Origin of the sequence: Rugamonas apoptosis, from assembly GCF_014042355.1 — a bacterium.
In the GTDB taxonomy this organism is placed as follows: Bacteria; Pseudomonadota; Gammaproteobacteria; order Burkholderiales; family Burkholderiaceae_D; genus Rugamonas; species Rugamonas apoptosis.
In genome coordinates this window covers 49,878-73,272 of record NZ_JACEZU010000011.1, presented here as the reverse complement: position 1 = coordinate 73,272, position 23,395 = coordinate 49,878, and the positions used below count along the sequence as shown (strand labels likewise).

At 66.4% G+C, this 23,395-nt stretch carries 26 protein-coding genes; 13 read left to right on the top strand and 13 right to left on the bottom strand.

The features are described 5' to 3' along the window. Positions 1 to 8 precede the first annotated feature (8 nt). From H3H39_RS20660 to H3H39_RS20635, 6 genes are all read right to left on the bottom strand, one after another. Positions 9 to 872 carry a carbohydrate ABC transporter permease gene (locus H3H39_RS20660; protein WP_182156051.1) on the bottom strand — a complete coding sequence of 288 codons (864 nt, stop codon included), beginning with the start codon at positions 870 to 872 and terminating at the stop codon, positions 9 to 11. A gap of 1 nt (position 873) precedes the next feature. Beyond that, entirely contained in the window at positions 874 to 2,163 is a 1,290-nt protein-coding gene (locus H3H39_RS20655) for an ABC transporter substrate-binding protein (RefSeq protein WP_182156049.1), read from the bottom strand. Between the two features lie 62 nt (positions 2,164 to 2,225). After that, entirely contained in the window at positions 2,226 to 3,239 is a 1,014-nt protein-coding gene (locus H3H39_RS20650; RefSeq protein WP_182156342.1) for an SIS domain-containing protein, read from the bottom strand. A 5-nt stretch (positions 3,240 to 3,244) separates the two neighbouring features. After that, complete coding sequence (nagA, locus tag H3H39_RS20645) at positions 3,245 to 4,342, bottom strand: N-acetylglucosamine-6-phosphate deacetylase (protein ID WP_182156047.1); 1,098 nt, start codon at positions 4,340 to 4,342, stop codon at positions 3,245 to 3,247. Continuing rightward, positions 4,339 to 5,073, bottom strand: coding sequence for a GntR family transcriptional regulator (locus H3H39_RS20640; protein ID WP_182156045.1), 735 nt, complete (start codon positions 5,071 to 5,073; stop codon positions 4,339 to 4,341). Before H3H39_RS20640 ends, nagA begins: the two co-directional genes overlap by 4 nt. 3 nt (positions 5,074 to 5,076) lie before the next feature. Beyond that, on the bottom strand, positions 5,077 to 5,958 hold the full coding sequence (locus H3H39_RS20635) for a glucosamine kinase nucleotide-binding domain-containing protein (protein ID WP_182156043.1): 882 nt from the start codon (positions 5,956 to 5,958) through the stop codon (positions 5,077 to 5,079). Positions 5,959 to 6,268: 310 nt separating this feature from the next. Here H3H39_RS20635 and H3H39_RS20630 point away from each other — a divergent pair, with 310 nt between their 5' ends. Next, a complete protein-coding gene (locus H3H39_RS20630) occupies positions 6,269 to 6,550 on the top strand; it encodes a hypothetical protein (protein ID WP_182156041.1) in 282 nt (93 codons plus the stop codon). Between the two features lie 61 nt (positions 6,551 to 6,611). Here H3H39_RS20630 and H3H39_RS20625 read toward each other — a convergent pair whose 3' ends face one another. Together H3H39_RS20625 and H3H39_RS20620 are read right to left on the bottom strand one after the other, a co-directional pair. Next, the gene (locus tag H3H39_RS20625) at positions 6,612 to 7,709 is read right to left on the bottom strand and encodes a GIN domain-containing protein (protein ID WP_182156039.1); all 1,098 of its coding nucleotides are present in this window, start codon (positions 7,707 to 7,709) and stop codon (positions 6,612 to 6,614) included. A 140-nt stretch (positions 7,710 to 7,849) separates the two neighbouring features. After that, entirely contained in the window at positions 7,850 to 8,263 is a 414-nt protein-coding gene (locus H3H39_RS20620) for a hypothetical protein (RefSeq protein WP_182156038.1), read from the bottom strand. Between the two features lie 289 nt (positions 8,264 to 8,552). On the opposite strand from H3H39_RS20620, the gene H3H39_RS20615 reads away from it, so the two are divergent. Genes H3H39_RS20615 through H3H39_RS20605 form a run of 3 tightly spaced genes read left to right on the top strand, consistent with a single transcriptional unit; the run spans position 8,553 to position 11,082 of the window. Next, positions 8,553 to 8,738: a hypothetical protein gene (locus tag H3H39_RS20615; protein WP_182156036.1), complete on the top strand. Its 186-nt coding sequence runs from the start codon at positions 8,553 to 8,555 to the stop codon at positions 8,736 to 8,738. A 1-nt stretch (position 8,739) separates the two neighbouring features. Further along, on the top strand, positions 8,740 to 9,300 hold the full coding sequence (locus H3H39_RS20610; protein ID WP_229218161.1) for a hypothetical protein: 561 nt from the start codon (positions 8,740 to 8,742) through the stop codon (positions 9,298 to 9,300). Positions 9,301 to 9,318: 18 nt separating this feature from the next. Beyond that, positions 9,319 to 11,082 (top strand): ExeA family protein, encoded by a 1,764-nt coding sequence (locus H3H39_RS20605; protein ID WP_182156034.1) that lies wholly within the window; start codon positions 9,319 to 9,321, stop codon positions 11,080 to 11,082. A gap of 150 nt (positions 11,083 to 11,232) precedes the next feature. On the opposite strand, the gene H3H39_RS20600 is transcribed toward H3H39_RS20605, so the two are convergent. Beyond that, positions 11,233 to 11,655, bottom strand: a complete 423-nt coding sequence (locus H3H39_RS20600) for a MarR family winged helix-turn-helix transcriptional regulator (protein WP_182156032.1) — start codon at positions 11,653 to 11,655, stop codon at positions 11,233 to 11,235. A 147-nt stretch (positions 11,656 to 11,802) separates the two neighbouring features. Between H3H39_RS20600 and H3H39_RS20595 the strand changes: the two genes are divergently transcribed. From H3H39_RS20595 to H3H39_RS20565, 7 genes are all read left to right on the top strand, one after another. Continuing rightward, complete coding sequence (locus H3H39_RS20595) at positions 11,803 to 12,582, top strand: general secretion pathway protein GspB (RefSeq protein WP_182156030.1); 780 nt, start codon at positions 11,803 to 11,805, stop codon at positions 12,580 to 12,582. Between the two features lie 105 nt (positions 12,583 to 12,687). Beyond that, complete coding sequence (locus H3H39_RS20590; protein ID WP_182156027.1) at positions 12,688 to 14,133, top strand: esterase-like activity of phytase family protein; 1,446 nt, start codon at positions 12,688 to 12,690, stop codon at positions 14,131 to 14,133. Positions 14,134 to 14,196: 63 nt separating this feature from the next. Then, positions 14,197 to 14,733: a molybdopterin-guanine dinucleotide biosynthesis protein B gene (gene mobB / locus H3H39_RS20585; protein WP_182156025.1), complete on the top strand. Its 537-nt coding sequence runs from the start codon at positions 14,197 to 14,199 to the stop codon at positions 14,731 to 14,733. 93 nt (positions 14,734 to 14,826) lie between these two features. Continuing rightward, the gene (locus H3H39_RS20580; protein WP_182156023.1) at positions 14,827 to 15,027 is read left to right on the top strand and encodes a YjfB family protein; all 201 of its coding nucleotides are present in this window, start codon (positions 14,827 to 14,829) and stop codon (positions 15,025 to 15,027) included. A gap of 306 nt (positions 15,028 to 15,333) precedes the next feature. Then, a complete protein-coding gene (locus tag H3H39_RS20575; RefSeq protein ID WP_182156021.1) occupies positions 15,334 to 15,603 on the top strand; it encodes a BufA1 family periplasmic bufferin-type metallophore in 270 nt (89 codons plus the stop codon). A 26-nt stretch (positions 15,604 to 15,629) separates the two neighbouring features. Then, complete coding sequence (gene bufB, locus H3H39_RS20570; protein ID WP_182156019.1) at positions 15,630 to 17,336, top strand: MNIO family bufferin maturase; 1,707 nt, start codon at positions 15,630 to 15,632, stop codon at positions 17,334 to 17,336. Between the two features lie 102 nt (positions 17,337 to 17,438). After that, positions 17,439 to 17,909 (top strand): DoxX family protein, encoded by a 471-nt coding sequence (locus H3H39_RS20565; RefSeq protein WP_311196949.1) that lies wholly within the window; start codon positions 17,439 to 17,441, stop codon positions 17,907 to 17,909. A 31-nt stretch (positions 17,910 to 17,940) separates the two neighbouring features. Here H3H39_RS20565 and H3H39_RS20560 read toward each other — a convergent pair whose 3' ends face one another. Both H3H39_RS20560 and H3H39_RS20555 read right to left on the bottom strand, forming a co-directional pair. After that, complete coding sequence (locus H3H39_RS20560) at positions 17,941 to 18,231, bottom strand: DUF883 domain-containing protein (RefSeq protein ID WP_182156017.1); 291 nt, start codon at positions 18,229 to 18,231, stop codon at positions 17,941 to 17,943. Positions 18,232 to 18,387: 156 nt separating this feature from the next. Continuing rightward, positions 18,388 to 18,606 (bottom strand): RNA-binding S4 domain-containing protein, encoded by a 219-nt coding sequence (locus H3H39_RS20555; RefSeq protein WP_182156016.1) that lies wholly within the window; start codon positions 18,604 to 18,606, stop codon positions 18,388 to 18,390. Positions 18,607 to 18,784: 178 nt separating this feature from the next. Between H3H39_RS20555 and H3H39_RS20550 the strand changes: the two genes are divergently transcribed. Further along, a complete protein-coding gene (locus H3H39_RS20550; protein WP_182156014.1) occupies positions 18,785 to 19,924 on the top strand; it encodes a hypothetical protein in 1,140 nt (379 codons plus the stop codon). A 7-nt stretch (positions 19,925 to 19,931) separates the two neighbouring features. Here H3H39_RS20550 and fumC read toward each other — a convergent pair whose 3' ends face one another. Next, positions 19,932 to 21,329, bottom strand: a complete 1,398-nt coding sequence (gene fumC, locus H3H39_RS20545; protein WP_182156012.1) for a class II fumarate hydratase — start codon at positions 21,327 to 21,329, stop codon at positions 19,932 to 19,934. A gap of 131 nt (positions 21,330 to 21,460) precedes the next feature. Here fumC and H3H39_RS20540 point away from each other — a divergent pair, with 131 nt between their 5' ends. After that, positions 21,461 to 22,660: a FimV/HubP-related protein gene (locus H3H39_RS20540; RefSeq protein ID WP_182156010.1), complete on the top strand. Its 1,200-nt coding sequence runs from the start codon at positions 21,461 to 21,463 to the stop codon at positions 22,658 to 22,660. A gap of 436 nt (positions 22,661 to 23,096) precedes the next feature. Here H3H39_RS20540 and H3H39_RS20535 read toward each other — a convergent pair whose 3' ends face one another. Next, positions 23,097 to 23,381: a flagellar protein FliT gene (locus H3H39_RS20535; protein WP_182156008.1), complete on the bottom strand. Its 285-nt coding sequence runs from the start codon at positions 23,379 to 23,381 to the stop codon at positions 23,097 to 23,099. Positions 23,382 to 23,395 lie beyond the last annotated feature (14 nt).

Genomic DNA, 23,395 nt, shown 5'->3' with positions numbered 1-23,395 from the left:
ACGCATCTTCATACCTTGCTCCGGGGCTTAATGTAGCGCAGGCACAGCACGGCGATGCCCACGCAGCACAGCGAGACGACGAAGCTGGCGGCCAGCGCGCGCGGCAGCTTGAGGTGCTTGAGGCCCTGGTCGTAGGCGTAATACAGCCCGGTGAAGGTGGAGTTCATGGGGCCGCCCTGGGTCAGCACGTCCACTTCCTGGTAAGCCTTGAGCGCGGCCAGCACGGACAGGATGGTGCATACCATGATGGTGGGGCGCAGCATAGGTACGGTGATTTTCCAGAAGCGCTGCCAGCGCGTGGCGCCGTCCAGGATGGCCGCTTCCTGCATGTCGGCTGGCACTGCCTGCAGCGCGGCCAGGTACATCACCATGTACCAACCCAGTCCGCGCCACAGCGTGACGAACATGATGGAGAACAGCGCCAGCGTGTCGTTCGACAGCCATCCGACGGGCGCGCCCACCAGGTGCATGGCCAGCAGCACGTAATTGAGCGCGCCCTGTTCGTGGAACATGAAGCCCCACATGATGCCCACCACCGACACGGTCGTCACCACCGGCACGTAGAAGGCGGCGCGGAACCAGCGGATGCCGGGCAGGCGGTTGTTGACCAGCACGGCCAGGCCCAGCGCGCCCACCTGCACGCAGGGCACGATCAGCAGGAACAGCAGCGAATTTTTCAAGCCGGTGACGAACATCTCGTTGTCGAAGATGGTGCGGAAATTGTCCAGCCCGACCCAGTGGGTGGGGCGGATCAGGCTGTAGTCGGTGAACGCCAGCCAGGAACCGAAGGCCACCGGCCAGAACGAGAATACGGCCAGCAGCGCCAGCGCGGGCGCCAGGAACAGCCAGGCGGCGAGGGAGCGTCGCGTCATGTCAGTGCCTCCGCTGCGCGGCCAGTTTGCGGTTCCAGATCGCCACCGCCTGGTCCAGCGCCTGCTGGATGTCCTGCTTGCCTGTCACGCCGGCTTCCACCGCCTTGACCAGGTAGCGCCGCAGTTCGTCGTAATCCGTCACGCCGGCCACGTACAGCGTGTGCGCGTGCGGCATGGAGACGGCGCCGGCGGCGACGGCTTTTTCCGACGCGCCCGCGCCGGGCGGCACGGTGGTGAAGAAGGCGTCGTTGGCGGCGCGCGCGCTGGCCGGGTAGACGCTGGCCTGGCGCGCGAACGCCAGTTCGTTCTCGTCGTTGGTAAGGTAGCGGGCGAACTTGCCCACCGCCGGCAGCAGCGCGGGATCGACGTTGTTGGGGACGGCGAAGTGGATCAGCCAGCCGCCGTCGGCGATGCCCGTTGGCCCCAGCGGTGCGGGCGCCACGTCGGTGACGGCGTAGATGTCGGCGGCGTCGGCCTCGATACGCTTGAGCGCCGTGGGCGGCGCCAGCAGCATGGCCAGGCGGCCGCCCTTGTAGGCGTCGATCGCGGCCGGGAAGTTATCTTCGGCGAACAGGCTGTCCTTGAGCAGGCCGCCGGCGCGGTAGGTGTCGGCCAGCTTGCGCACCAGCGCCACGTGGCGCGGCGAATTGAAGACGGCGCGGCCGTCGCGGATCACGTCCAGTCCCTGCTGCATCATCAGGCCGTCGATCTTCGACAGGGCGGGGCACAACCCGGCCTTGCCGGTGCGGGCCGCCACGCGGCGCGCGGTGTCCAGTTGTTGATCCAGGTCGCGCGGCGGCTGCGTGATGCCGGCCGCCTGGAACAGTTGCCGGTTGTAGGCGATGACGGCCACGTTGCTGTACAGCGGGAAGCCATAGGTCTTGCCGCCGAAGGTCAGGTCCTGCATGGCGGCGGGCAGGTAGCGCGAGCGGGCGTCGGCCAGCAGTGCGTCAACGGGGGCCAGCAGGCCGTCGCGCGCGAATTCCTCGGCCCACGGCACGTTCAGGTTGACCAGCGCCGGTGGCGTGCCGGCCACGATGCGCGTGACCAGTTTGGTCTGGATCACGTCCCACGGGAAGTCCACCCATTCCAGCTTGACGCCGGGATTGTCGGCTTCGTAGCGGCGCGCCAGCGCCTCGAAGTAGGGCGTGAACCTGGGCTTCATGCTGAAGGTCCAGAATTCGATTTTTTGCGGCGGTGGGAGTGCTCCCGCCACCTGCGCTGCGTGCGCCGCGCTTGCCGCGCACCCGCCCAACGCCAGCCATGCTGTCAGCAGTAACTTGATCTTCATGGTGGGCGCGGAAGGGTGGCGGGCGGAGTGGGCGGAGTAGACTGAGTTGGCCGTGCTTGGCCTTAGTTGGTCTTGGTGACCTTGCTCAGGTGGCGCGGGCTGTCCGGGTCCATGCCGCGCGCCGCCGCCAGCTTGGCCGCCATCACGTAGAAGGCCTGGATCGCGACGATGGGGTCGAGGTCCGGGGTGGCGGCGGTGGGCAGGGTCAGGTCACGCCCGGCCACGTCGGCCGGCGCCGCCAGGATCACGCGCGCGCCACGGCCGCGCATCTCGGCCGCCAGTTGCAACAGGCTGGCCTGGGTCGGGCCGCGGGTGGCGAAGATCAGCAGCGGATAGCCTTCCTCGATCAGCGCCATCGGGCCGTGCTTGATCTCGGCGCCGCTGAACGCTTCCGCCTGCAGGGCCGACGTTTCCTTGAACTTCAGGCCCGCTTCCAGCGCCACCGGGAAGCTGATGCCGCGTCCCACCACCATGATGTTGCGGGCCGGTGCCAGGATGTCGATCGCCTGCGACCAGTCCTCGCGGGTGGCGTCGCGCAGCGAATCGGGCAGCGCCGCCAGGCCGGCCAGCAACTCCGGATCGTTCTGCCACTGGGCCACCATGCGGGCGCTGGCCACCAGGCTGGTGATGAAGCTCTTGGTGGCGGCCACGCTTTGCTCTTTACCGGCGCGCAGTGGCATGGCCCATTCGGCCGCGTGGGCCAGCGGCGAGTCGATGTCGTTTACCAGCGCCACGGTGGTGGCGCCGCCATCGCGGAAGTAGCGGATCGGTTCCACCACGTCCGGGCTCTGGCCCGACTGCGAGATGGAGATGGCCAGCGTGTCGCGCGTGATCAGCGGCGACTTGTTGAGCGTGACGAGCGACATCGGCAGCGACGCCACCACCCGGCCCAGGCGCGCCATGATCAGGTAGGCGGCGTACGAGCAGGCGTGGTCGGAGCTGCCGCGCGCGATGGTCAGCGCGGTCGAGAAGGACGTGCTCCTCAATTTGCGGCCCAGCTCCGCGTAACGGTCGGTGTCGCTGGCCAGTTGCAGGGCCACGCAGTCGGCGGCCGACAGCGCTTCTTTGAGCATCATTGAGGTCACAACAGTTCTCCTTCGATATAAACGGCTTTGAGATTCAGGTCGCGGTCCAGCACCACCATGTCGGCGAAGGCGCCGGGCGCCAGCCGGCCCCGTTCCTCCAAGCCCAGGTAGTCGGCCGCATAGGTGGAGACGCGGGCCGAGGCGTCGGCCAGGTCCAGCCCCAGTCCCACCAGGTTGCGCAGCGCCTGGTCCATGGTGAGGGTGCTGCCGGCCAGCGTGCCGTCAGGCAGGCGCACGCCGCCCATGCACTTTTGCACCGTGTGCCGGCCCAGCATGTACTCGCCGTCCGGCATGCCGGTGGCGGCCGTCGAATCGGTCACGCAGTACAGGTGGGGGATGGCGCGCAGCGCCACCTTGATGGCGCCCGGATGCACGTGCAGCAGGTCCGGGATCAGTTCCGCGTATTGCGCATGGGCCAGGGCCGCGCCCACCATGCCCGGCTCGCGGTGATGCAGGCCGCTCATGGCGTTGAACAGGTGGGTGAAGCCGGCCGCGCCGTGCTCCAGCGCCGCCACGCCGTCCTCGTAGGAACCGAGCGTGTGGCCGATCTGCACCCGCATGCCGGCGTCGGCCAGCTCGCGCACCAGTTGCAGGTGGCCGGCGATTTCCGGCGCCACGGTGATCAGCTTGAGCGGGGCGAAGGCGGCCAGCCGCTGCACGTCGGCCAGCTTGGCGGCGCGCGCGTAGTTGGGCTGGGCACCGAGCTTGCCGGAGTTGATGTACGGGCCTTCCAGGTGCGCGCCCAGCACCCGCGCGCAGCCGGGGCGGCGGTTGGCGCACGCCTCGCCGATGGCTTTCAGCGCCAGGTCGATGTCTTCCGGTGGCGCCGTCATGGTGGTGGCCAGCAGGCTGGTGGTGCCGTGCCTGGCGTGGATGGCGGCGATGGCGTGGACGGCGTCGCCGCCTTCCATCACATCCTTGCCGGCGCCGCCATGCACGTGCAGGTCGATAAAGCCGGGGATGATGTAAGCGTCATCGTTGTTGGCCGGATCGGTGGTGGCGCCGTGGATGGCGCCGATACGGTCCGAGAACGCGATCTCGCCGCGAACCCAGCCCGCCGAGGTCAGGATATTGCCTTTGATTGCACCGCTCATCTGCGTGACTCCGCTACGAATTCATAATAATCACTACGGCAGAACGAGTGGGTCAGTTCCACCGCGGCGCCGTTGTCGAGATAACTGACGCGGGTGATGTGCAGCATGGCGGCACCCGCGGGAATGTTGGCCAGGCGTGCCTGCTCGGCGTTGGCGTTGACGGCGCGGATGTGCTGCAACGCACGCATCGGCACCGCGCCGTTCGCCTCGAGGTAGCCGTACAGCGAGTCTGCCACGCTGTGCGGGTTGGGCATGTAGGCGGCCGGGATGGTGGTCGTTTCGATCGCCATCACCACGTCGTCGGCCGTGCGCAAGCGTTTCAGGCGCGCCACCGGCATGTTGGGCGACAGGCCCAGCGACAGCAGTTCCTGCGGCGAGGCCACGCCGATCTCGCGCTGCAGCCAGCGCGAGCCGGCCGTGAAGCCGCGCTGGCTCAGCTCTTCGGAAAAGCTCGTCAGGCGCGACAGCGGCTGTTCCAGCTTGGGCGTGATGTAGGTGCCCGAGCCGCGCTTGCGGGTCAGCATGCCGCGTTCGCACAGCATGTCGATCGCCTTGCGCGCCGTCACCCGCGAGATGGTCAGCATGTCCGACAGCACGCGCTCGGACGGCAGCGCCTCGTTGGCGCGCCAGTCGCCGCTGGCGATACCGTCGGACAGCTTGTTGGCCAACTGCATATAGAGCGGGGTATCGCTGTTGGCGTCGGGCCTGAAATCGCTCAACTGTGCAAGCACTGGCTACTCCTTCCAATGTTGTTGGATCAGGCGCAGGGCGCCGGCGGCCGAATCGCCTTGCGGCGCCACCACCCGCGCCAATAAAGCCTGCGGCAGGTAAGGGCGCAGTGGCGCGGCCAGGCCGCCGCACAGCGCGACCGGCAGGCTGGCGCCGGCGTCGAGCGCGTGCGCGATCAGGGCCACCTGGCGGCCCGCTTCGAGCAGGATGGCGCGCGCGGTGGGATCGGCGCCGGCGTCCGTGTCGGCGTGGTGCAGCACCAGCCGCGCCAGTTGCGCGTACTGGGTCTGGGTGGCGCCGGCCAGCCACACCTGGATCGCGTCGCGCGTGCCGCCGCAGGCCTCGATCACGGCGCTGGCGAACGGGCTGCCGGTGGCGCGACCGTCGATCACTTGCTGGATGTGGTTCACGGCGCGCAAGCCGATCCACGCGCCGCCCGCCTCGTCGCCGGACGGGAAGCCCCAGCCGCCCACTTCGTAGCGGCTGCCGTCGGCCAGCATCACTTCGCCCACGCTGCCTGTGCCGAGCGCGATGATGGCGCCCGGTTCGCCCAGGTGCGCGCCCAGCAGCGTGGTGCCGGCGTCGGTCTCCAGCGCTACCTTGGCGTAGCCGGGATTGGCGGCCACGAACTGGGCCGCCCACTGCTTGTTATGCACGCCCGCCAGGCCCAGGCCGATGGCGACCTGCTGTTTTTCCGGGATGGCCAGGCCGGCGGCGCGAAACGCCTGCGCGGCTGCGTCCTCCACGGCGGCCCAGGCGCGGTCTATGCCGTGCAGCAGGCCGGACGGGCCGCTGGCGCCTTCGGCCAGTTCGCGTCCAGCGCGGTTCGCCAGGCGCACCCGGGTGCCGCTGCCGCCGCCATCCACACCGATGAAGTATTCGATCATAATCGTTTGAGGTTGCCCACGCTGTTGTGCTATCCCGGCCGGGCTTGCATACCGCCTGCGAACCGGGGAGTTGTGGGCACTATATGTTTGCAAAACCAGCTTGTCAACAGGTATTTAACTGGTATTGAGTACTTTTGAAGTGGACTGCCTTTATTTGGCTTGATTGCTTGTGTAAGTCATTGTTTTGTATGGTTTTGATGGTTTTCGTAAATGGTATGGTTTTTTGCGTGGTTGAATGCCACCTGGTCTTGTTGTGGTAGCTTGGCGTGGAGGGGGAGTACACTGGCGTTTTTCGCTTCAGGAAACACGCATGAACAAGGCAGCACAGAACGACTATTGGGATGAATGGCAGCGCGAGGCGCTGGCGGCCGGCGTGAAGGCGCCGCTGGCCAAGCTCGGCATGGAAGTGTTGCGGGCGCACCGCAAGAACCGCTGGCCCAAGCATTTCCTGGGCCGCATGGAGGATGGCCCGGTGATGCTGGCCATGTGCCTGGATGAACCGGATGAAAGCGAACTGCTGTTCATCGAAAACCTGTACCCGTACGACGCCAAGCTGATCGCCGCCACCAAGAAGCGCCTCTGCTTCGACTAAGCGATGGGCACCACCATGGGGGACGTCACACAGGATGAGCGTGTGACGTCCCCCATGGTTTTCAGTGGGCCCGTTCGTACGTGCCACTGCGGTCGAAGGTCAGCAAACGCGCCTTGTCGGCCGTCTTGACGTTGACCATGGCGGTGCCGGGGCCGCGCACCACTACCTCGGCCTGGCCGGCCGACAGTTGGCGGGCGTTGAGGTCGCCCGAGCCGCTCAACTGGGCATGGAGCTTGTCCGTCTTGCCGGCCAGCGTGACCTGGCCAGAACCGTTCATGGTCAGCTTGACCTGCTCGCAATTGGCGCTGGCGGTGAGGTCGCCCGAGCCGTGCACTTCGGCCTCGAACTGGCGGGTGGCGCCGGCCACACAGGCGTCCCCTGAACCGCGCAGCACGGCCGTCACGGCTTGCGCCTGCAGTTCACACGCTTCCAGGTCGCCCGATCCGAACAGCTCGGCCCGCAATTCCCTGCTGCCGCCGCGCACGTGCATGGTGCCGGAACCGTGCAGCGCGGCGTTGACGCGCCCGCCGCGTACATCGTTCAGGTCCAGGTCGCCGGAGCCGTTCAGCTCGGCGTTCAGATCCTGTTCGACGCCGCCGGCCGACACATCGCCCGAGCCGCTCATGCGCAAATTGAGCTTGCCGGCCATCATGGCCCGCAGGTTGACGTTGCCACTGCCGCCGGTACGCACGGTCAGTTCGCGCGCATCGCCGCTGGCGCGCAAGTCACCGGAGCCGGACGTGGACAGCGCCAGTTGCTGGCCATGAAATTGTTCCAGTTCCACGTCACCGCTGCCGCTGGCCTTCAGGCTGAGCAGATGGGGCGCCGTGATGTGCACCGTCAGTGGCGCCGGTTTGCTCCAGCTGAACGAGAAGTGCCAGCCCTTGCGTTGCAGCGGCCGCACGATCAGGGTATCGCCCGTCACGACCGTCTCGACGTTGGCCATTTCCTTGCGCGGGCCGCTCAGTTCCAGCGGCCGCTCACCCTGGGCCGTGACCACCACATGCCACGGCCCTTCCACGGCGATGGCACTGAACGGGGTAAGGGCGCGGGTTTCCGTGCCGACGGTGTTGTCGGGCTGGCTGGCGGCGGCCGGCAAGGACGCGTTGGCCAGCGTCAGCGCCGCGGCCAGGGTGCTACGGTAGATCAGTGCATTCATGGTGGTTCTCGGAGGCAGTGGGGATGGCGAAAAGATAAGCCATCGGCCGGCGCGCCGCGAGCGGAAAAAGACGGATGCACGTATTGTCGGGATCAACTGCGGAAAAGAGCGCCTGAGCGGTGCACAGGGTGGCGCGGGCCTTACTCCTCGGAGAACTTCTCGTCCTTTTCCTCTTGCACGGTGAGAAATAGCAGGATCAGGCCGATCAGCAACATGGAGGCCATGGGCGGTTCCGGCAGGTCGGAGTACTTGGTCTTGAGCGCGGCCAGGCGCGCTTCCTTCTTGCCATTGGATGGGCGCTCGGCGCTCGACTGCACCTTGGCCGCTGTCAACCGGGGCTGGACCCAATACGCGGCTTGCTGGCGCGGCAACATCATGTCGTCGGCCAGATAGGGTTGCAGCGTGTGCATGGGATCTTCGAGTTCGATGAAGCCGCGCGGCGCCTGGGGCGTGGCGTCGCTATTGTTGTCGAGCACGATAGCATCCCCTGCCACGGCGGTGGCCGAACCAAGCAGGGACAGCGTCAAAACAGCCGCTGTGATGTGGCGATTCATTACCCTCTCCACGAAGTGCTACGTCGTCAGGTCACTTTTCATTAGAGCATACCGGCCTGGCACTGGATACTAGATTTTCATAATAGACGTTGTCGAACCTGAATGTTTGAACTATCGACCATGCCTGCGCCCGATCAACACTGCGTCATACGCTACAGTTTATACATTGGGGAGCCGATATCTACCCTGTACCGATGGTGAAACAGTATGTGAATTCAAGGCGCAATGTCATAATGCCAGCAAGGAGGCGGCCACCGCACGGGCCGCTGATCGGGTGAAGGGAGTTAGCATGATCAAATATATGGGAACCAGGAAGACCGATGATGGCGGGGTACTGTATATTTTTCTGATCAATGGGCTGCAGAAGGAAGTGCGCGAAAGTGCATTGAAGCAATATCCCGGCTGTTATGAGGCGCTCCCCGCCACAGCCAAGGCACGCATCATGGCCAACCGGGCCTGGATGTCGAAGCTATAGCATGCCGGCTGGCTTGAACATCGCCGCGCGCCGGCGGCGGGGCTGCCGTGCACGGCTGTTTGCGTCACTGTTGGCGCTGCCGCTGATGCCGCTGTTCGCGCTGGCGCTGGCCGGCACCGGCGCCCAGGCGGCCGTGCCCACCACCTTTGGCACCATCGTTGGCAACGCCTTGTTGTGCCGCGACGCCGTCGACAACAAATATTTCTACGACTACCTGTTGAACGCCTTCGGCCCCGCCTATAAGCACGACGGCGGCGCCTATTGGTTCAAGTCGGACGGCGCCACCTTGTGGGGCGTGGAAATTTCCGAAGTGATGGTCAGCGACGACACCAGCACCTTCGTGTTCGCGGGCGCCGTGGCCGAAACCACCCCGGAACAGCTGGAACAGGCCATCGCCGCGCAAGTGGGCATGCAGTATGCGAAAATCGACAGTTCGGCATTCCCGGTGCGCGAAGCCAAACCGGCCAGCCGCATCGTCTATTTCGACCGCAAGTCCAAGATATACTGCGCCAAGTTCCAGCCGCTGCCCCCGGTCCAGCCCAAGGCCGTGCGCCAGCGCTGAACGCCACCCAGGGGTTTCATGTACACGCAATTTTTCAGCCTGAAGCAAGCGCCGTTCTCCATCGCGCCCGATCCGCGTTACCTGTTCATGAGCGAGCGCCACCGCGAGGCGCTGGCTCACCTGCTGTATGGCGTGGGCAGCGGCGGCGGCTTCGTGCTGCTGACCGGGGAGATCGGCGCCGGCAAGACCACCGTCTGCCGCTGCTTCATGGAGCAGATTCCCGCCAACTGCAAGCTGGCCTACATCTTCAATCCCAAGCTGTCGGTGGAGGAGTTGCTGCTGTCCGTGTGCGACGAGTTCGGCATCACGCTGGCGCCACCAGGCGCGGGCGCCGTCACCGTCAAAGGGTATGTGGACGCGGTCAACCGCTATCTGCTCGACAGCCATGGCCAGGGCAACAACAACGTACTGGTGATCGACGAGGCGCAGAACCTGTCGGCCGACGTGCTGGAGCAGTTGCGCCTGCTGACCAACCTGGAAACGAACGAACGCAAGCTGTTGCAGATTATCCTGATCGGCCAGCCGGAACTGCGCACCATGCTGGCGCGCCCGGAGCTGGAACAACTGGCCCAGCGCGTCATCGCGCGCTACCACCTGGGGCCGCTGACGGAGGCGGAAACAGGCAGCTATATCGAACACCGGCTGGCCGTGGCCGGCGCGACGGCCCGTTCGCCATTCCCGCGCCGCCTGATGGGGCGGGTGCACAAGCTGGCCAAGGGTGTGCCGCGCCGCATCAACCTGCTGTGCGACCGGGCCCTGCTGGGCGCGTACGTGGAGAACCAGCCCCAGGTTACGCCGGCCATCTTGCGGCGGGCGGCGGGCGAAGTGTTCGCCGCGCCGGTCAACGGGGCGGGCGCGGGGCGCCGGACTTGGCCGCAGTGGGGCGCCGGCCTGGCGGCGGGCGCGCTGGCCGGGGTGGCCATCAGCGCGGCGGCCTGGCAGTGGTTGCCGGAGCGTGATACCAAAAAGGTATCAGGGGCGATCAGCCGCACGGTTCCCGCGCCTGTGGCCGGTGCCGCCAGGGCGCCCGTCGTCGCCAGCGCGGCGCCGGCCGGTGTCGTTCCCTCCGCCACCGTTGCCTCCGGCATTGCTTCCTCCGCAACCGTCACCGCTGGTGTCGTTCCATCCGCAACCGTCGCCGCGTCTGCGACCGGGGCCCCGTCCGTCACCGTCGCCGCCGCGTCCAGCGCGCCGGCCAGCGATGGTGGTGCGCGGCCCGAGCCGTTGCTGCGCCAGTTGGCCGCATTGTGGGGGCAGACGCTGCCGCCTGGCGAACCTTGCCAGGTGGCGGCCAAGCTGAATTTGCGCTGCCTGCAAACGCGCGGCGGTGTGGAGGAATTGCGCCAGCTCGACCGTCCCGCCGTGCTCACGCTGCATGATGATCCGGCCAGCCCGCGCTATGTCTTGCTGACGGCGCTGGATGCCAGCGGCGCCACCCTCGCGGTCGATGGCAAGTCCCAGCACCTCAGTCTCGCTGCGCTGGCGGCCCGCTACGATGGCAGTTACGTCACGTTCTGGCGCGCCCCGCGTAGCTGGCGCGACGAGGTAACGGACGGCGACCATGGCCCGGACGTGGACTGGCTGGCCAAACACCTGTCCCAGTTGTACGGGCTGAAAAAGCCGGTCGAGAACCAGGCGCTGGACGCGGCCCTGATGCGCCGCCTGCGCGAGTTCCAGGCGGCCCAGCATCTTAAGGCCGACGGCGTGGCCGGCCCGAAAACCTTCATCCGCCTGCACCAGTTGGCCGGGGCGCGGGAACCGCGCCTGAATCCACCCCGCTGACCATTGGGCATAGACTGTAGACCGTCGGTCGCAGGTCACTGGTCGCTGATCGCCAGTCGCGTACCGCCGCTTACGGCTGGCGCGTTTTGAAGCGCGCCGGCATGGCGCTGCGGAAAATCAGGCGCAGGTCGCCCGCGAAGTCGCGCCGGCTCATGGCGTTTCCCAGTCGATCACCGGTACCGTAAACTTGCCTTCCAGCGATTGCAGCTCGGCCCGGTGCAGGTCGGCCAGCTTGACCAGCAGCGCCTCGCCATGGGGCAGCAGATGCACTTCCACCTGGCGCTTGTCGACCGTGCTCACGCGCCGCTCCACCAGTCCGGCCGCCTCGCAGCGCGACACCAGCGCCACCACGCCATGCTGTTGCGACTGCAACCGTTCAGCCAGCTCGCCGATGCTGGCCCACTCGCGGCCGGGAAAGCCTTTCACGTGCAGCATCAGCAGGTATTGCAGCGGGGTGATGCCGGCCGCGCGCGCGGCCGATTCGGAAAAGTGTTCGAAGCGCCGCATCTGGTAGCGGAAATTGGAGAGCGTCTCGAAGTCGCTCTTGCTGAGTTCGTGGGAACGGGGTGACATGAGGCCGGGGAACGAAAGTGATATGGGGAAAGTGAATATATCACAATATGATGTAATATTTGCGGCGGGATGAAATTCGGGGCCGCAGGCCGTACAATCGCGGGATCGACCACTTTTCATCGGGCCGGCCGGGCCAGCCGATCATACATGTCCTACATCCTGGAAGCACTGAAAAAGGCGCAGGCGGAACGCCAGTTGGGCGATTTGCCCACCATCCATGCGCCCGCCATCGCCGCCGCGCCGGCCGCCGGGGCGGGGCTGCGCAACAAGGCGCTGCCGCTGGCGCTGGGGGCCCTGGGATTGGCGACGGCGGGCTTGCTGGCGCTGGTGTTGCGTCCGGCACCGCCGGTCGCGCCAGGCGTGGCGCCAGCGCCGCCGGGGACGCCTGCGGTGGTTGCGGCTGTTGCGCCTGTGGCGCAGTTGCCAGCGGCGGCCGCGCCGACCACTCAGGCCCAGCCTGTCGCCACGCCGGCCCAAACCGTCGCCGCGCGGTTAGCCCCGGCTCCAACCCCGGCCGTCGCCGTCGCCGCGCCGCAGTCCGCGCCGCATTCCCCGGCAGCAGTGCGCGTGGCCGCTGCCATGCCAGCGCCAGCCCCGGAGGCGCTACCGCACCAGCGCGCCGCCGCACCGGAGGTGGCCGCCAAGCCGGGGCGATCCGTACCAGTGGCCGCCGCTTCCGCGCCACCGGCGCCGGAGGAGCCGCTCCAGAACTTGCGCGATCTGCCCGAGCCCATACAACGCGCGATCCCACCCATCACCGTCGGCGGCTACATCTATTCTCACAATCCGGCCGACCGTCTGCTGCTGATCGACAAGGTGTTGCGCCACGAGGGCGAGGAAGTCGCGCCCGGCCTGGTGCTCGACAAACTGCAACCCAAGGCCGCTGTGTTCACCTTCAAGGGCTACCGCTACCGCGTGCCATACTGACGCGGGCTGGCGCCGCCTGGCGCCGTACGATGTGGTCATCATGTCATCATTATGTCATGCCGTAATGATATTTTTACCGCATAGTTAACTATGCCGGGAAATATCATGAAACACCTGAAGCTGATGCCGCTGCTGATCGCCGCTGCATTCTCCATGCCGCGTGCCCATGCCGTGGAGTTGATCGCCGTGGGCAGCCTGAGCGGGCTGGGTTCGGACCTGTCGTCAGCCACGGCCGGGCCGCTGGAAAATGGCGTGGCCGGCAATCTGCTGGGCGGCCTCGGTTCCGGCCTGGCTTATGCCGGCGGCAATACCTTCATCGCCACGCCGGACCGTGGCCCCAACGCCAGCGTCTACAACCCGCTGGTGGACAACACCACCTCCTATATCAACCGCTTCCAGACCATCAACATGACGTTGACGGCCAATGCCGGCCCCGGCCTGGCCTACACGCTCACGCCCACGCTGAGCGCCACCACGCTGTTGTCGAGTTCCACCTCGCTCAGCTACGGCAGCGGCGCGCTGGGTACGGGTGGCGGCTACGCGCTGGGCGGCGGCGCACCCACGCTCAACAGCGCCGGCCATTACTACTTCACGGGCCGTTCCGACAACTTCGATCCATCGCAGACGAGCGCCAACCCGAACAATGGCCGCCTCGACCCGGAAGCGGTGCGCGTTTCGCGCGACGGCAAGAGCGTGTACGTCTCCGACGAATACGGCCCCTATGTCTACCAGTTCGACCGCGCCACTGGCCAGCGCATCAACAGTTATGCGCTGCCGGGCACGCTGGCCGTGTCCCACCTGTCGGCCAGCGGCGACGCCGAGATCGCCGGCAACGCCAGCGGCCGCATCGCCAACAAGGGCATGGAAGGGCTGGCCATCACGCCCGACGGCAAGACCCTGGTGGGCGCCATGCAGGCCAACCTGGCGCAGGACGCCAAGGGCACGCTGCGCATCGTGACCATCGACCTCGCCACCAAGGCCACCCATGAATACGCCTACCAGCTCAGTACCGGCACCGGCGTGAGCGAGATCGTGGCACTGAACGACCACCAGTTCCTGGTCGACGAGCGCGACGGCAAGGGTTTGGGCGATGGCAGCAAGGCCGTCAACAAGCAGTTGTACATGGTGGACCTGGCCGGCGCCACGGACGTGAGCGGGCTGGCCGCCATCAACGCCGGCACGCCCGCGCTGAACAAGCAACTGTTCCTGGACCTGGTGCCGGTGCTGGTGGCCAACGGCTACAGCGCCAAACAGATCCCGGCCAAGATCGAAGGGCTGGCGTTCGGCGCCGACATCATGCGCGGTGGCGTGCTGACCCACACCCTGTACGTGGCCAACGACAACGATTTCAGCACCGACAGTGGCGACAACAAGTTCTTCGTATTCGGCGTGACGGACGCAGACCTGGCCCGCATCGGTGCCAGTTACATGGCGCAAACCCTGTCGCCGGTGCCGGAAGCGCCCGGCTACGGCATGCTGCTGGCCGGCATGGGCATGATTTGCCTGGTGGGCCGGCGCAAGCGCAACGCGGTGTTCCGCAAGAAAGTGTGAGCCCGTCGTCGTTGGCCGCCGTGCGTATAATGGCGGCACGACAACAATGCGGGGCGGATGACTATGCAGGGCGATTCGGTGGGGCTGGCGCGGGCACCCAAGGTGCTGGGGGTGGTGGGGCGTTCCGGCAGTGGCAAGACTACCTTGCTGGAGTGGCTGGTGGCGCAACTGGCCGAGGCCGGGCTGAAAGTCAACGTCATCAAGCATAGCCACCATGACCTGGAGCTGGAACCGCCCCACAAGGACAGCGCCCGCCTGCGCCGCGCCGGCGCGGCCGAAGTGATGGTGGCCTCGCCGTACCGCTACGCCATCGTGCGCGAACTGCGCGGCGCGCCGGAGCCGGCGCTGGAAGATCAGCTGGCCCGGCTGTCGCCGGCCGACCTGACTTTGCTGGAAGGGTTCAAGTCCTACCCGATCGCCAAGCTGGAAGTGTACCGGCCTTCGTCCGGCAATGCCCCGCTGTATCCGGACGATGGCCACGTGATCGCGGTGGCGGCCGACGTGCCGGCGCCGGACGGCCTGCGCCCCGGCCTCGCCTGGCTGGACCTGAATCAGCCGGCCACCGTACTGGCCTGGCTGCGCCGCTACACGGGCTGCTGACTGCCCCCGGGCAGCTAAATATTTGTGCGGTGGGGCTAAAGTTCCGTGGGCGGCGTCCGTAAAAGAGAGTGATACGCCTTATTGGAGAGTCACATGGACGTCACAGGTATTGCTCAAGCATCAACTACGATCGCGGACACCGGCACCAAGCAGGCGGTCGGCGTTGCCGTGTTGAAAAAGGCCCAGGACATCCAGGCCTCCAGCGCCGCTGCGCTGATCGAAGCGATTCCACCCGTGCCCTCCACGCCGAATCTGCCTTCGCACCTGGGTAACACGATCAACACCACCGCCTGAGCGGTTGTCGCCGCTCATGTCATCGCGCGCCCGCGGGCGCGTCGCGGGGCCGCGCGCGGCCCCTTCGCTATTTCCTCCCCGTTTTTCCCGCCGCCACACTGCTTGCTAGCGCCGCGTTACCCTGGCTGACGATTTTATTTCGTCTTCCGTATCGGATTGCGCTATTCTTTCCCCGCCAATTGAGTAAAAAATAAAAAAAGCGTGTAAGGTTCGCGCCCGGTGGAGCGACTACCGTCCAGATGCAGACGATAGCCGTCGCACTCAATTGATTGTTACCCCATATTTTTTCCTACAAGGAGATTTACCATGAACAAACGTCAAGCCCTGATCGCCGCCGCCCTCGCCACCGTGTGCGCCGCCGCCAGCACGGCCAGCGCCGCCGCTATGCCAGCCGCCGGCGACAAAGAGAAGTGCTTCGGCATCGCCAAGGCTGGCCAGAACGATTGCGCCGCCGCCAATGGCGCCCACTCCTGCGCCGGCCAGTCCAAGGTCGATAACGGCGCCGCCGAGTGGAAATACGTGGCCAAGGGCACATGCGAAAAAATGGGCGGCAAGACCGCCGCGCCTGCCAAGTAATCCACACTGACCGTCGCGGAGCGCCCATGTCCACCCCCCGTTACCATCCCGCCGCCACGGTCGCGCTGGACGTGGGCGTGGGCTTGCGGGCGCCGCACTACCGCCAGTTTCTCGAACAGCGGCCGGCCGTCGGCTGGCTGGAAGTGCACACGGAGAATTATCTCGACCAGGCCGGCTGGGACTGGCATGTGCTGACGCAATTGCGGCGCGATTACCCGCTCAGCCTGCATGGCGTGGGGCTGGGCCTGGGCTCGGCGCGCGGCTTTTCCACCGATCACCTGGAGCGCGTGGCCAGCCTGGTGCGGCGCACGGAACCGGCGCTGGTGTCCGAGCACTTGTGCTGGGGCGCCGTGGCCGACCGCCAGCTCAACGACCTGTTGCCGGTGACGCTGGACCAGGCCGCGCTGGACTTGCTGTGCCAGCGGGTGCAGCGGGTGCAGGACAAGCTGCAACGCCAGATCCTGCTGGAAAACGTGTCGACCTATGTGCGTTTCCAGGCCGACGCCATGAGCGAGATGGAATTCCTGGCCGCGCTGGCGGCGCGCACGGGCTGCGGTCTGCTGCTCGATATCAACAATCTATACGTCAATCAGTGCAATCACGGCGAGGACGCGTTGCAGGCCATGGCCGCCATCGCGCCCGGTACCGTGGGCGAAATCCACCTGGCCGGGCATTTGGTCACGCCGCTGGCCGTGATCGACCACCATGGCGACACGGTGGCCGAGCCGGTCTGGCAGCTGTATGAGGCGGCGCTGCGCCGCTTCGGCCGCGTGGCCACGCTGATCGAGTGGGATACCGATCTTCCTGCGCTGGAAGTGTTGCTGGGCGAGGCGGACAAGGCCCGCGCGCTGGCCGACCGGCTGGCGCCGGATGCGCCCGCCAGCTCGGCCGCGTTCGCGCCGCCGGCCCGGCCGACGGTGGCCGCCACGGCGGCGGCCGGGCCTGAGGGCGATGCCATGTCCACCGCGGCCTCCGTGTCCACGCTGATCCAGGGCGAGTTCGCCGCTGCGCTGTTCGACCCGGCCCAGGAGGCCACCGTGCAAGCCCGTTTTCGGGCCGGGCAGGATGGCCGCCGTTTCGGCCTGTACCGGGGCAACCTGACGGCGACCTGGGACAAGACCCTGGCCAACGCCTATCCGGTGATCCGCATGCTGGTCGGCGAGGAATTCTTCGGCGGCTTGAGCCGGGCCTATGGTCTTGCCGAACCGTCCGGCAGTGCCGACCTGAACCGCTTTGGCGCCCGCTTCGCCACCTTCCTGGCTGGCTTCCCCCATGCGGCGCAGTTGCCGTATCTGCCGGACCTGGCGCGGCTGGAGTGGGCCATGCACCGCGCCCACTACGCCCCGGCCGCCGAGGCTGTCACCGCCGCGCAACTGGCGGCGCTGTCGCCGGAGCGGCTGGAAACGTCCACCATGACGCTGCATCCGGCCTGCAGCCTGCACGCCTCACCGTGGGCCGTAGTGCCGTTGTGGCTGGCGCATCAGCCCGGCGCGGGACAGGATTTTCCGGATGAAATGGAACAGGCCAGTTACGGCATCGTGCTGCGGCCCCAGTGGCAGACCCGGCTGTTGCCGCTCAGCCCGGCCGCGCACGCCGCGCTGGCCCAACTGGCGGCTGGCGCCACGTTCGGCGCGGCACTCGATGCCGCGTTCGGGCTGGACGAGGCATTCGATATCGGTGGCCAATTGGGCCTATGGCTGGAACAGCATGTGATCGTCGATACGGGAGGTTGATTTTTACGTCCATTCAATGTAACACTTGCAGTAAGCGCAACAGCAGTACCCGCCTCGCCACTGGCGAGGTTGTCCCTCTCTTTATCAATGAACGAGAACAACATGATGAAAACGATACTTGGGCTGCACCAGCAATTCTCCCGTTTCGACGCCAACCTGACGGAGTGGGGCGGTTCCTTGCTGAACCTGGCGTTGCGCTTCTACGTGGGCAGCCAGTTCTTCAAGGCCGGCATGATCAAGGTGGGTGACTGGGCCACCACGCTGGCCTTGTTCCACGACGAATACAAGGTGCCGGTGCTGCCACCGGAGCTGGCGGCCTGGATGGGGGCTGGGGGGGAACTGTTGTTCCCGGTGCTGCTGTTCGCCGGCCTGTTCACGCGCCAGGCGGCGCTGGGTTTGCTGGCCGTCAACGTGATGGCCGTTATTTCCTACCCGGTTCTGTTCAGCTACGACTGCCCGGCCGCCCTCAACGACCATCTGTACTGGGGCTTGCTGCTGCTGGTACTGGCCGCGTTCGGACCAGGCCGCTTCTCAGTCGATGAAGTGATTGAAGAAAAGCGCGCCGGCAAGTAAGTGATTGATATAAAAAGACGGGGGCCGCGGGTCAGCGTGGGTTGAAAGCGCGCAGCACCCGCGCCTCGCCAGTGTTGTCGCCCTGGGCCGCACTGGCCGCGTTGCTGGCCGCTATCATGCGCAGCAACTGGGCATCCTCGAAGCGGGCCAGTTCTTCCGTGGCCGTGTGCAGCGCCTGGGCCAGCCTGGCCCGGGCGCTCTGGTACAGGGCGCTGTCGTACTGATCCGTATTCTTCAGTAGTTCTTCGGCGTTTTCGATCACTTGCCGCAGGTCGCCGATCAACCTCTCCTGGGTGTGTGTGTGGTGCTCAGGGCCGTCCATGGCGTTCCCCTTGTGCTCGGTTGATCTGGCCGCGATGCGGTCAGCCCAATATAACAAGCGGGCCAGGCAGCGGCGTGCGCCGGATCAAAGATGTCCGGCCATGCTTTCAGCTTAGAAGGTTATTGCTCGAACGCAAGAGCAAAATCCAGGTTGACATCAAACGGCGAGCACGCTGATTTCAATATCGCCCACTTTGACACGCTGGCCGGCGCGGATCTTGGCCGTCTTGCGCGATTCCGGCTTGCCGTCCACCTTGACGGCGCCGCTGGCCACCATCATTTTGCCGGCACCGCCGCTGTCGCACAGGCCCACCAGTTTTAACAACTGGTTTAGCTCAACAAATTCGCCGTTCAATTCAAAACTTACCTTCTGCATTTTTATCCTCTGTTACCATGATGACTAGCGGGTGCGCTGTGCCACCGGCTAGTGTAGCGTCAAATCGACGGGGACGTAGTTTACCGCAAGCGTGATGTCGTTTTTATATTGCCCCGTGGAAAATTGATTGCTATGCTGAATTAACTGCATCGCGCAGTGCTCGTCAGCGAGAAGTATCATGAAACCGTTCGCGTTTGCCGTCTCGTTCGCCGCCGTGTTGCTGGCCACTGGGCCGGCACGGGCCGCCCCACCGGAATCGTCCAGCCTTCCTCCCTCCGATACCAGTCGCGCCACCGCGCCGCCCGCGCCCCTATGGGGAGCGTCGGCGCAGTGGTTCGCCACCATGGACCGCCAGGCTGCCATGCTGGAGCGCCAGGGTAGCGGCCTGTCGCTGAGCTACCTGGCCGATGGCAGCGCACTGGCCGCCGCCCGGCGCGATGGGCGCGGCACCGTGGTCGGGGTAGGGGCGGGCGGCATGAGCGGACGCTTTTTCGGGCTGGAAGCGTCCGGCCTGACGCCGCTGGAAATCGCCGCCGCCGACCGCTTCAACGCGCCGTATTACGGCATGGTGCGTGACGCCAGCCATGCCGGCGTCAGCATCGTGGCCGGCGATGGCGGGCGCTTGCGTTTCGGCGCATTGTCGGGCCAGGGCACCGTGCTGACGGACCCGTTCGGCCAGGCCATCAACGACCGCAGCAAGCGTTTCCTCAGCAGTGCCGAATTCGAGCAGAAGATGGGGCGGGCGGTCGGTATCGTCAGCGTCGGTGTGCTGCGCGAGAACGGCTCCATGCTGGGCAGCCAGCTGGTGCAGGCGCTGGCGTTCACCACCAATCCCACTACCACCTTCACTTCGCTGTCGGTCGGTTATGCGCTCTCGCCCTCCAGTTCGCTGGTTGCGATGGCCTCATCCGGCCGCACGGCGGGGCTGGGCGCGACCGACAGCCTGCTGGCGCAAGTGTCGGAAGTGCGCACCGTGGCCTACAGCTTCGGCTATTCGGCCAAGCGATTGTGGCGCAAGGATGACCGCTTCGGCCTGACCTTCTCGATGCCGGCCAAGGTGCGCTCGGGCGCCATGGCGCTGGGCGGGCCGGCCCTGCAATCGCCGCTGACGGGCGCGCTGGGCGACGTGACCCAGCCCTTGAACCTGCATCCAACGGCCACCGAACGCGACCTGGAAATGACCTACAGCACGGGCGTGGGGCCGGATGCCCGCCAGGGCCGGGTGACGGGCGCGATGATGTTGCGCGTCAACCCCGGTCATGACGCCACGGCCAAGCCCGACTGGATGCTGGGCGTGCGCTATGTGCGCGGTTTCTAGCGCGTGATTATCCGGTGGCGCCGGGGTGCGTCATGTCCAGCGGCACGATCCACTGGTCGAATTGCTGCGCCGTCACATAGCCCAGCGCCAGCGCCGCTTGCCTGAGCGTGGTTCCTTCGTGCTGGGCTTGCTTGGCGATCTGGGCCGCGCGGTCATAGCCGATGTGGGGCGCCAGCGCCGTCACCAGCATCAGGGAGCGTTCCATCAGTTCCGCGATACGGGCCCGGTCCGGCGCGATGCCGCGCGCGCAGTGCTGCTCGAAGCTGGCCATGCCGTCGGCCAGCAATCGTGCGCTTTGCAGGAAGTTATGCGCGATTAACGGCTTGTACACATTCAGTTCGAAATTGCCCGACGCGCCGCCCAGCGTGATCGCCACGTCGTTGCCAAACACCTGGCAGCACAGCATGGTGAGCGCTTCGCATTGGGTGGGATTGACCTTGCCCGGCATGATGGAGCTGCCCGGTTCGTTTTCCGGAATGGTGAGCTCGCCCAGGCCGGAACGGGGGCCGGACGCCATCCAGCGCACGTCGTTGGCGATTTTCATCAAGGCCGTGGCCAATGTCTTGAGCGCGCCGTGGGCCGAGACCAGCGCCTCATGGCCGGCCAGCGCGGCGAACTTGTTGCCGGCCGTGCGGAATGGCAGGCCCAGCGCCTGTTCCAGTTCGGCCGCGATGCGCACGGCATACTCGGGATGGGCGTTCAAGCCGGTGCCCACGGCCGTGCCGCCGGCCGCCAGTTGCAGCAGGCCGGGCAGGGCGGCGGCGATGGCCTGTTCCGCGAAGTCGAGCTGTGCCACGTAGCCGGAAAACTCCTGGCCCAACGTGAGCGGGGTGGCGTCCTGCAAGTGGGTGCGGCCGATCTTGACGATGCCGTCGAAATCGCCCGCCTTGGCGTGCAGCGTGGCGCGCAACTGGCGCAGGGCTGGCTGCACGGCGTGCACCAGGGCTTGCGCCGCCGCCACATGGATGGCGGTGGGGAAGATATCGTTCGAGGACTGGCCACGGTTGACGTCGTCGTTCGGGTGCAGCAGGCGCTGTTCGCCCCGCGTGCCGCCCATCAGTTCCGAGCCGCGGTTGGCCAGCACTTCGTTCATGTTCATATTGGTCTGGGTGCCCGAGCCCGTCTGCCAGACGGCCAGCGGGAATTCCGTGGCGTGGCGGCCGGCCAGTACTTCCTCGGCGGCGGCCACGATGGCGTCGGCCATGGCCGGGTCCAGCTGGCCCAGCGCCACGTTGACGCGGGCGGCGGCGCGCTTGACGCTGGCCAGCGCCGCGATCAGTTCGGGCGGCATGCGTTCGCTGGAAATGCGGAAATGCTCCAGCGAGCGTTGGGTCTGGGCGCCCCACAAGTGCTCGGCCGGCACATCGATGGGGCCAAAGCTGTCGCGTTCGGTTCGGCTGCTCATGGTCTGTGCTCCGTTGGGATGGGATGACAAAAGTGTAGCGCGGAATGGCAAAATTGATGCAGGGCTACAAATCGGCGAATTTCAGCCGTTATAGTCATTACACTTCAGCATAGGCCATCACCGACTTGAACATGCAGCGCAAATCCCGACTCGTATCCACCTTGTGCGCGCTCGCCTGTGCGGCGTCGCTGGCACCGGACGCCCAGGCGGCGGAACTGGGCGAGGCGAGCGTGCGCTCCTACATCGGCCAGCAACTGGCGGCCGATATCGAGCTGGTGTCGCTCACGCCGGATGAGCTGCATGGCCTGCAGGTGCGGCTGGCGCCGGTGGATGTCTACCAGGGCGCCAGCATCACCATGAATCCCGCGCTGGCCACCGTCCACCTGTCCGTGGTGCGGCGCGACCAGCGCCAGTTCCTGCACATCACCACGCTCAAGGCGATCGACGCCAATTACGTCCACCTGTTCCTGGAGCTGGGCGTGCCGGGGCGCACCGATGTGCGCGCCGCCACGCTGTGGCTGCAGCCCGATCCGCATCCCGCGCCGCCGCCGGCGCCTGTGGTGGCCGCCACGCCGCCGGCTGGCACAACGGTCGCGGAACTGGAGGCGGCGGCCGAAACGGCGCTGCGGACGGCCAGGCCGCGCGCCGCCCGTCCGTCCGCCGCTGCCGCTGTTGGTTCTGCTCCTGCTGCCGCCCGGCCGCCGCGCACGGCCAGTGCCGCCGAGGCGGTCGAGGCGACCGAGAGCGGCACGGCGGCGGGCACGCACGGCGACGCAAGTGCATCGTCCAACGCCCGGCACCGTTCGCCCGCCGTGCCGCCGGCGGTGCACGGGCGGTCCGAGGCGGCCTGCGCGCCCCAGGCCGCCCGCGTCAGCGCCAGGGAATGCGCAGTGCTCGATCGTCGCAGCACCGCCCTGACGGAAAAACTGGTGGCGCTGGAGAACAAGGTCAAAGTATTGCAGACCGCGCTGGATGGAAAATCGGCGCCCGACGGCAAATCGGCGCCTGACAGCCAGCTCGGGTCCGACACCAAGCCCTTGCGCGCCCATGTGCCGCCCAGGGCCGGCGCCAGCCGTCCCGCGTCGACCAAGCTCAAGTACAAGAAGGAAGCACCGGTGGAAACGGGGCCGGACGTGACGACCCTGGCCGCCGCCGGGGGCGCCGTGCTGCTGGCGCTGGCGGGCGGTGGCTATTACTGGCTGCGCCGCCGCAAGCAGGGCGGCCAGGCACGCGGACCACTGAAAATCTGGCAGGGCTGGCGCAGGAAGAAGGGGGAAGCAGCCGTCCCGGAAGACGCACAGCCGGAAAAAGATGCTTTAGATCAAGCCTAACAGCGAAAGTCGGATCCCCGTATACATGCTTGGGAGAACTGAGCTATACTAATCCCGTAGTGTAAATACTACAAAAAAACAGGCCATGATCTGGCGCAGCCACCAACGATAGTGTGGCGCGCACCCAGAATGAGCGTTGATGAAACGACTTGGCTTGGAAGCGGTCCGCGCCCCGGCAATGTGTGCGCGGACTCCGGATGCAACCGGAAGCGGGGCGACGCCAGGAGATACCTGGTGTTCGCTCTCCACCAATTCCCGAAAAACCCGGCTTGCCGCCACCGCGCAGCCGGGTTTTTTTTACGTCCTGCAAAATCGGGGTACGTCCCCAATTCGGCAATCGGAAGTTGGGGACGTACCCCCGATTTCAGTTTTCGGCATAAAAAAAGCGCCCGCAGGCGCTTTATTTCAATTTGGGCAAGAATGCCGGTCGGCGTGCTTACTGGCGCGGGGCGCTCATGCCGGGCATCTGGTTCATCCATGGTTCCGTCACGTCGCGGATGGCGCGGTCGTTGGCCAGGATTTGCTTGAGCAGGTCGATCTTGCGCTGGCGCGGTGCACCGCTCAGGGCGGGCATGTCGCTGGCGGCGGGGCGGGCGGCCACGGCGCACTGGCTTTCCAGGCGGTTCAGGCTATCCCAGTCGCTGGTACGGGCGGCGGCCACCATCTGGTTGCTCAGTCCGGCAATATTTTCGTACATCGAGAGGACTTCGGAGGAGGTCATGGCGTACCCTGAAA

Bases quoted from the DNA above. Each gene is read 5' to 3' on its own strand.
- H3H39_RS20575 (WP_182156021.1), top strand. From the start codon at position 15,334: ATGAACAAACGTCAAGCCCTGATCGCCGCCGCCCTCGCCACCGTGTGC.
- H3H39_RS20610 (WP_229218161.1), top strand. From the start codon at position 8,740: ATGCCGGCTGGCTTGAACATCGCCGCGCGCCGGCGGCGGGGCTGCCGT.
- H3H39_RS20535 (WP_182156008.1), bottom strand. From the start codon at position 23,381: ATGACCTCCTCCGAAGTCCTCTCGATGTACGAAAATATTGCCGGACTG.
- H3H39_RS20590 (WP_182156027.1), top strand. From the start codon at position 12,688: ATGAAACACCTGAAGCTGATGCCGCTGCTGATCGCCGCTGCATTCTCC.
- H3H39_RS20630 (WP_182156041.1), top strand. From the start codon at position 6,269: ATGAACAAGGCAGCACAGAACGACTATTGGGATGAATGGCAGCGCGAG.
- mobB (WP_182156025.1), top strand. From the start codon at position 14,197: ATGCAGGGCGATTCGGTGGGGCTGGCGCGGGCACCCAAGGTGCTGGGG.
- H3H39_RS20655 (WP_182156049.1), bottom strand. From the start codon at position 2,163: ATGAAGATCAAGTTACTGCTGACAGCATGGCTGGCGTTGGGCGGGTGC.
- H3H39_RS20600 (WP_182156032.1), bottom strand. From the start codon at position 11,655: ATGTCACCCCGTTCCCACGAACTCAGCAAGAGCGACTTCGAGACGCTC.
- H3H39_RS20625 (WP_182156039.1), bottom strand. From the start codon at position 7,709: ATGAATGCACTGATCTACCGTAGCACCCTGGCCGCGGCGCTGACGCTG.
- nagA (WP_182156047.1), bottom strand. From the start codon at position 4,342: ATGAGCGGTGCAATCAAAGGCAATATCCTGACCTCGGCGGGCTGGGTT.
- fumC (WP_182156012.1), bottom strand. From the start codon at position 21,329: ATGAGCAGCCGAACCGAACGCGACAGCTTTGGCCCCATCGATGTGCCG.
- bufB (WP_182156019.1), top strand. From the start codon at position 15,630: ATGTCCACCCCCCGTTACCATCCCGCCGCCACGGTCGCGCTGGACGTG.
- H3H39_RS20605 (WP_182156034.1), top strand. From the start codon at position 9,319: ATGTACACGCAATTTTTCAGCCTGAAGCAAGCGCCGTTCTCCATCGCG.
- H3H39_RS20555 (WP_182156016.1), bottom strand. From the start codon at position 18,606: ATGCAGAAGGTAAGTTTTGAATTGAACGGCGAATTTGTTGAGCTAAAC.
- H3H39_RS20550 (WP_182156014.1), top strand. From the start codon at position 18,785: ATGAAACCGTTCGCGTTTGCCGTCTCGTTCGCCGCCGTGTTGCTGGCC.
- H3H39_RS20660 (WP_182156051.1), bottom strand. From the start codon at position 872: ATGACGCGACGCTCCCTCGCCGCCTGGCTGTTCCTGGCGCCCGCGCTG.
- H3H39_RS20560 (WP_182156017.1), bottom strand. From the start codon at position 18,231: ATGGACGGCCCTGAGCACCACACACACACCCAGGAGAGGTTGATCGGC.
- H3H39_RS20580 (WP_182156023.1), top strand. From the start codon at position 14,827: ATGGACGTCACAGGTATTGCTCAAGCATCAACTACGATCGCGGACACC.
- H3H39_RS20635 (WP_182156043.1), bottom strand. From the start codon at position 5,958: ATGATCGAATACTTCATCGGTGTGGATGGCGGCGGCAGCGGCACCCGG.
- H3H39_RS20540 (WP_182156010.1), top strand. From the start codon at position 21,461: ATGCAGCGCAAATCCCGACTCGTATCCACCTTGTGCGCGCTCGCCTGT.
- H3H39_RS20595 (WP_182156030.1), top strand. From the start codon at position 11,803: ATGTCCTACATCCTGGAAGCACTGAAAAAGGCGCAGGCGGAACGCCAG.
- H3H39_RS20565 (WP_311196949.1), top strand. From the start codon at position 17,439: ATGATGAAAACGATACTTGGGCTGCACCAGCAATTCTCCCGTTTCGAC.
- H3H39_RS20620 (WP_182156038.1), bottom strand. From the start codon at position 8,263: ATGAATCGCCACATCACAGCGGCTGTTTTGACGCTGTCCCTGCTTGGT.
- H3H39_RS20615 (WP_182156036.1), top strand. From the start codon at position 8,553: ATGATCAAATATATGGGAACCAGGAAGACCGATGATGGCGGGGTACTG.
- H3H39_RS20650 (WP_182156342.1), bottom strand. From the start codon at position 3,239: ATGATGCTCAAAGAAGCGCTGTCGGCCGCCGACTGCGTGGCCCTGCAA.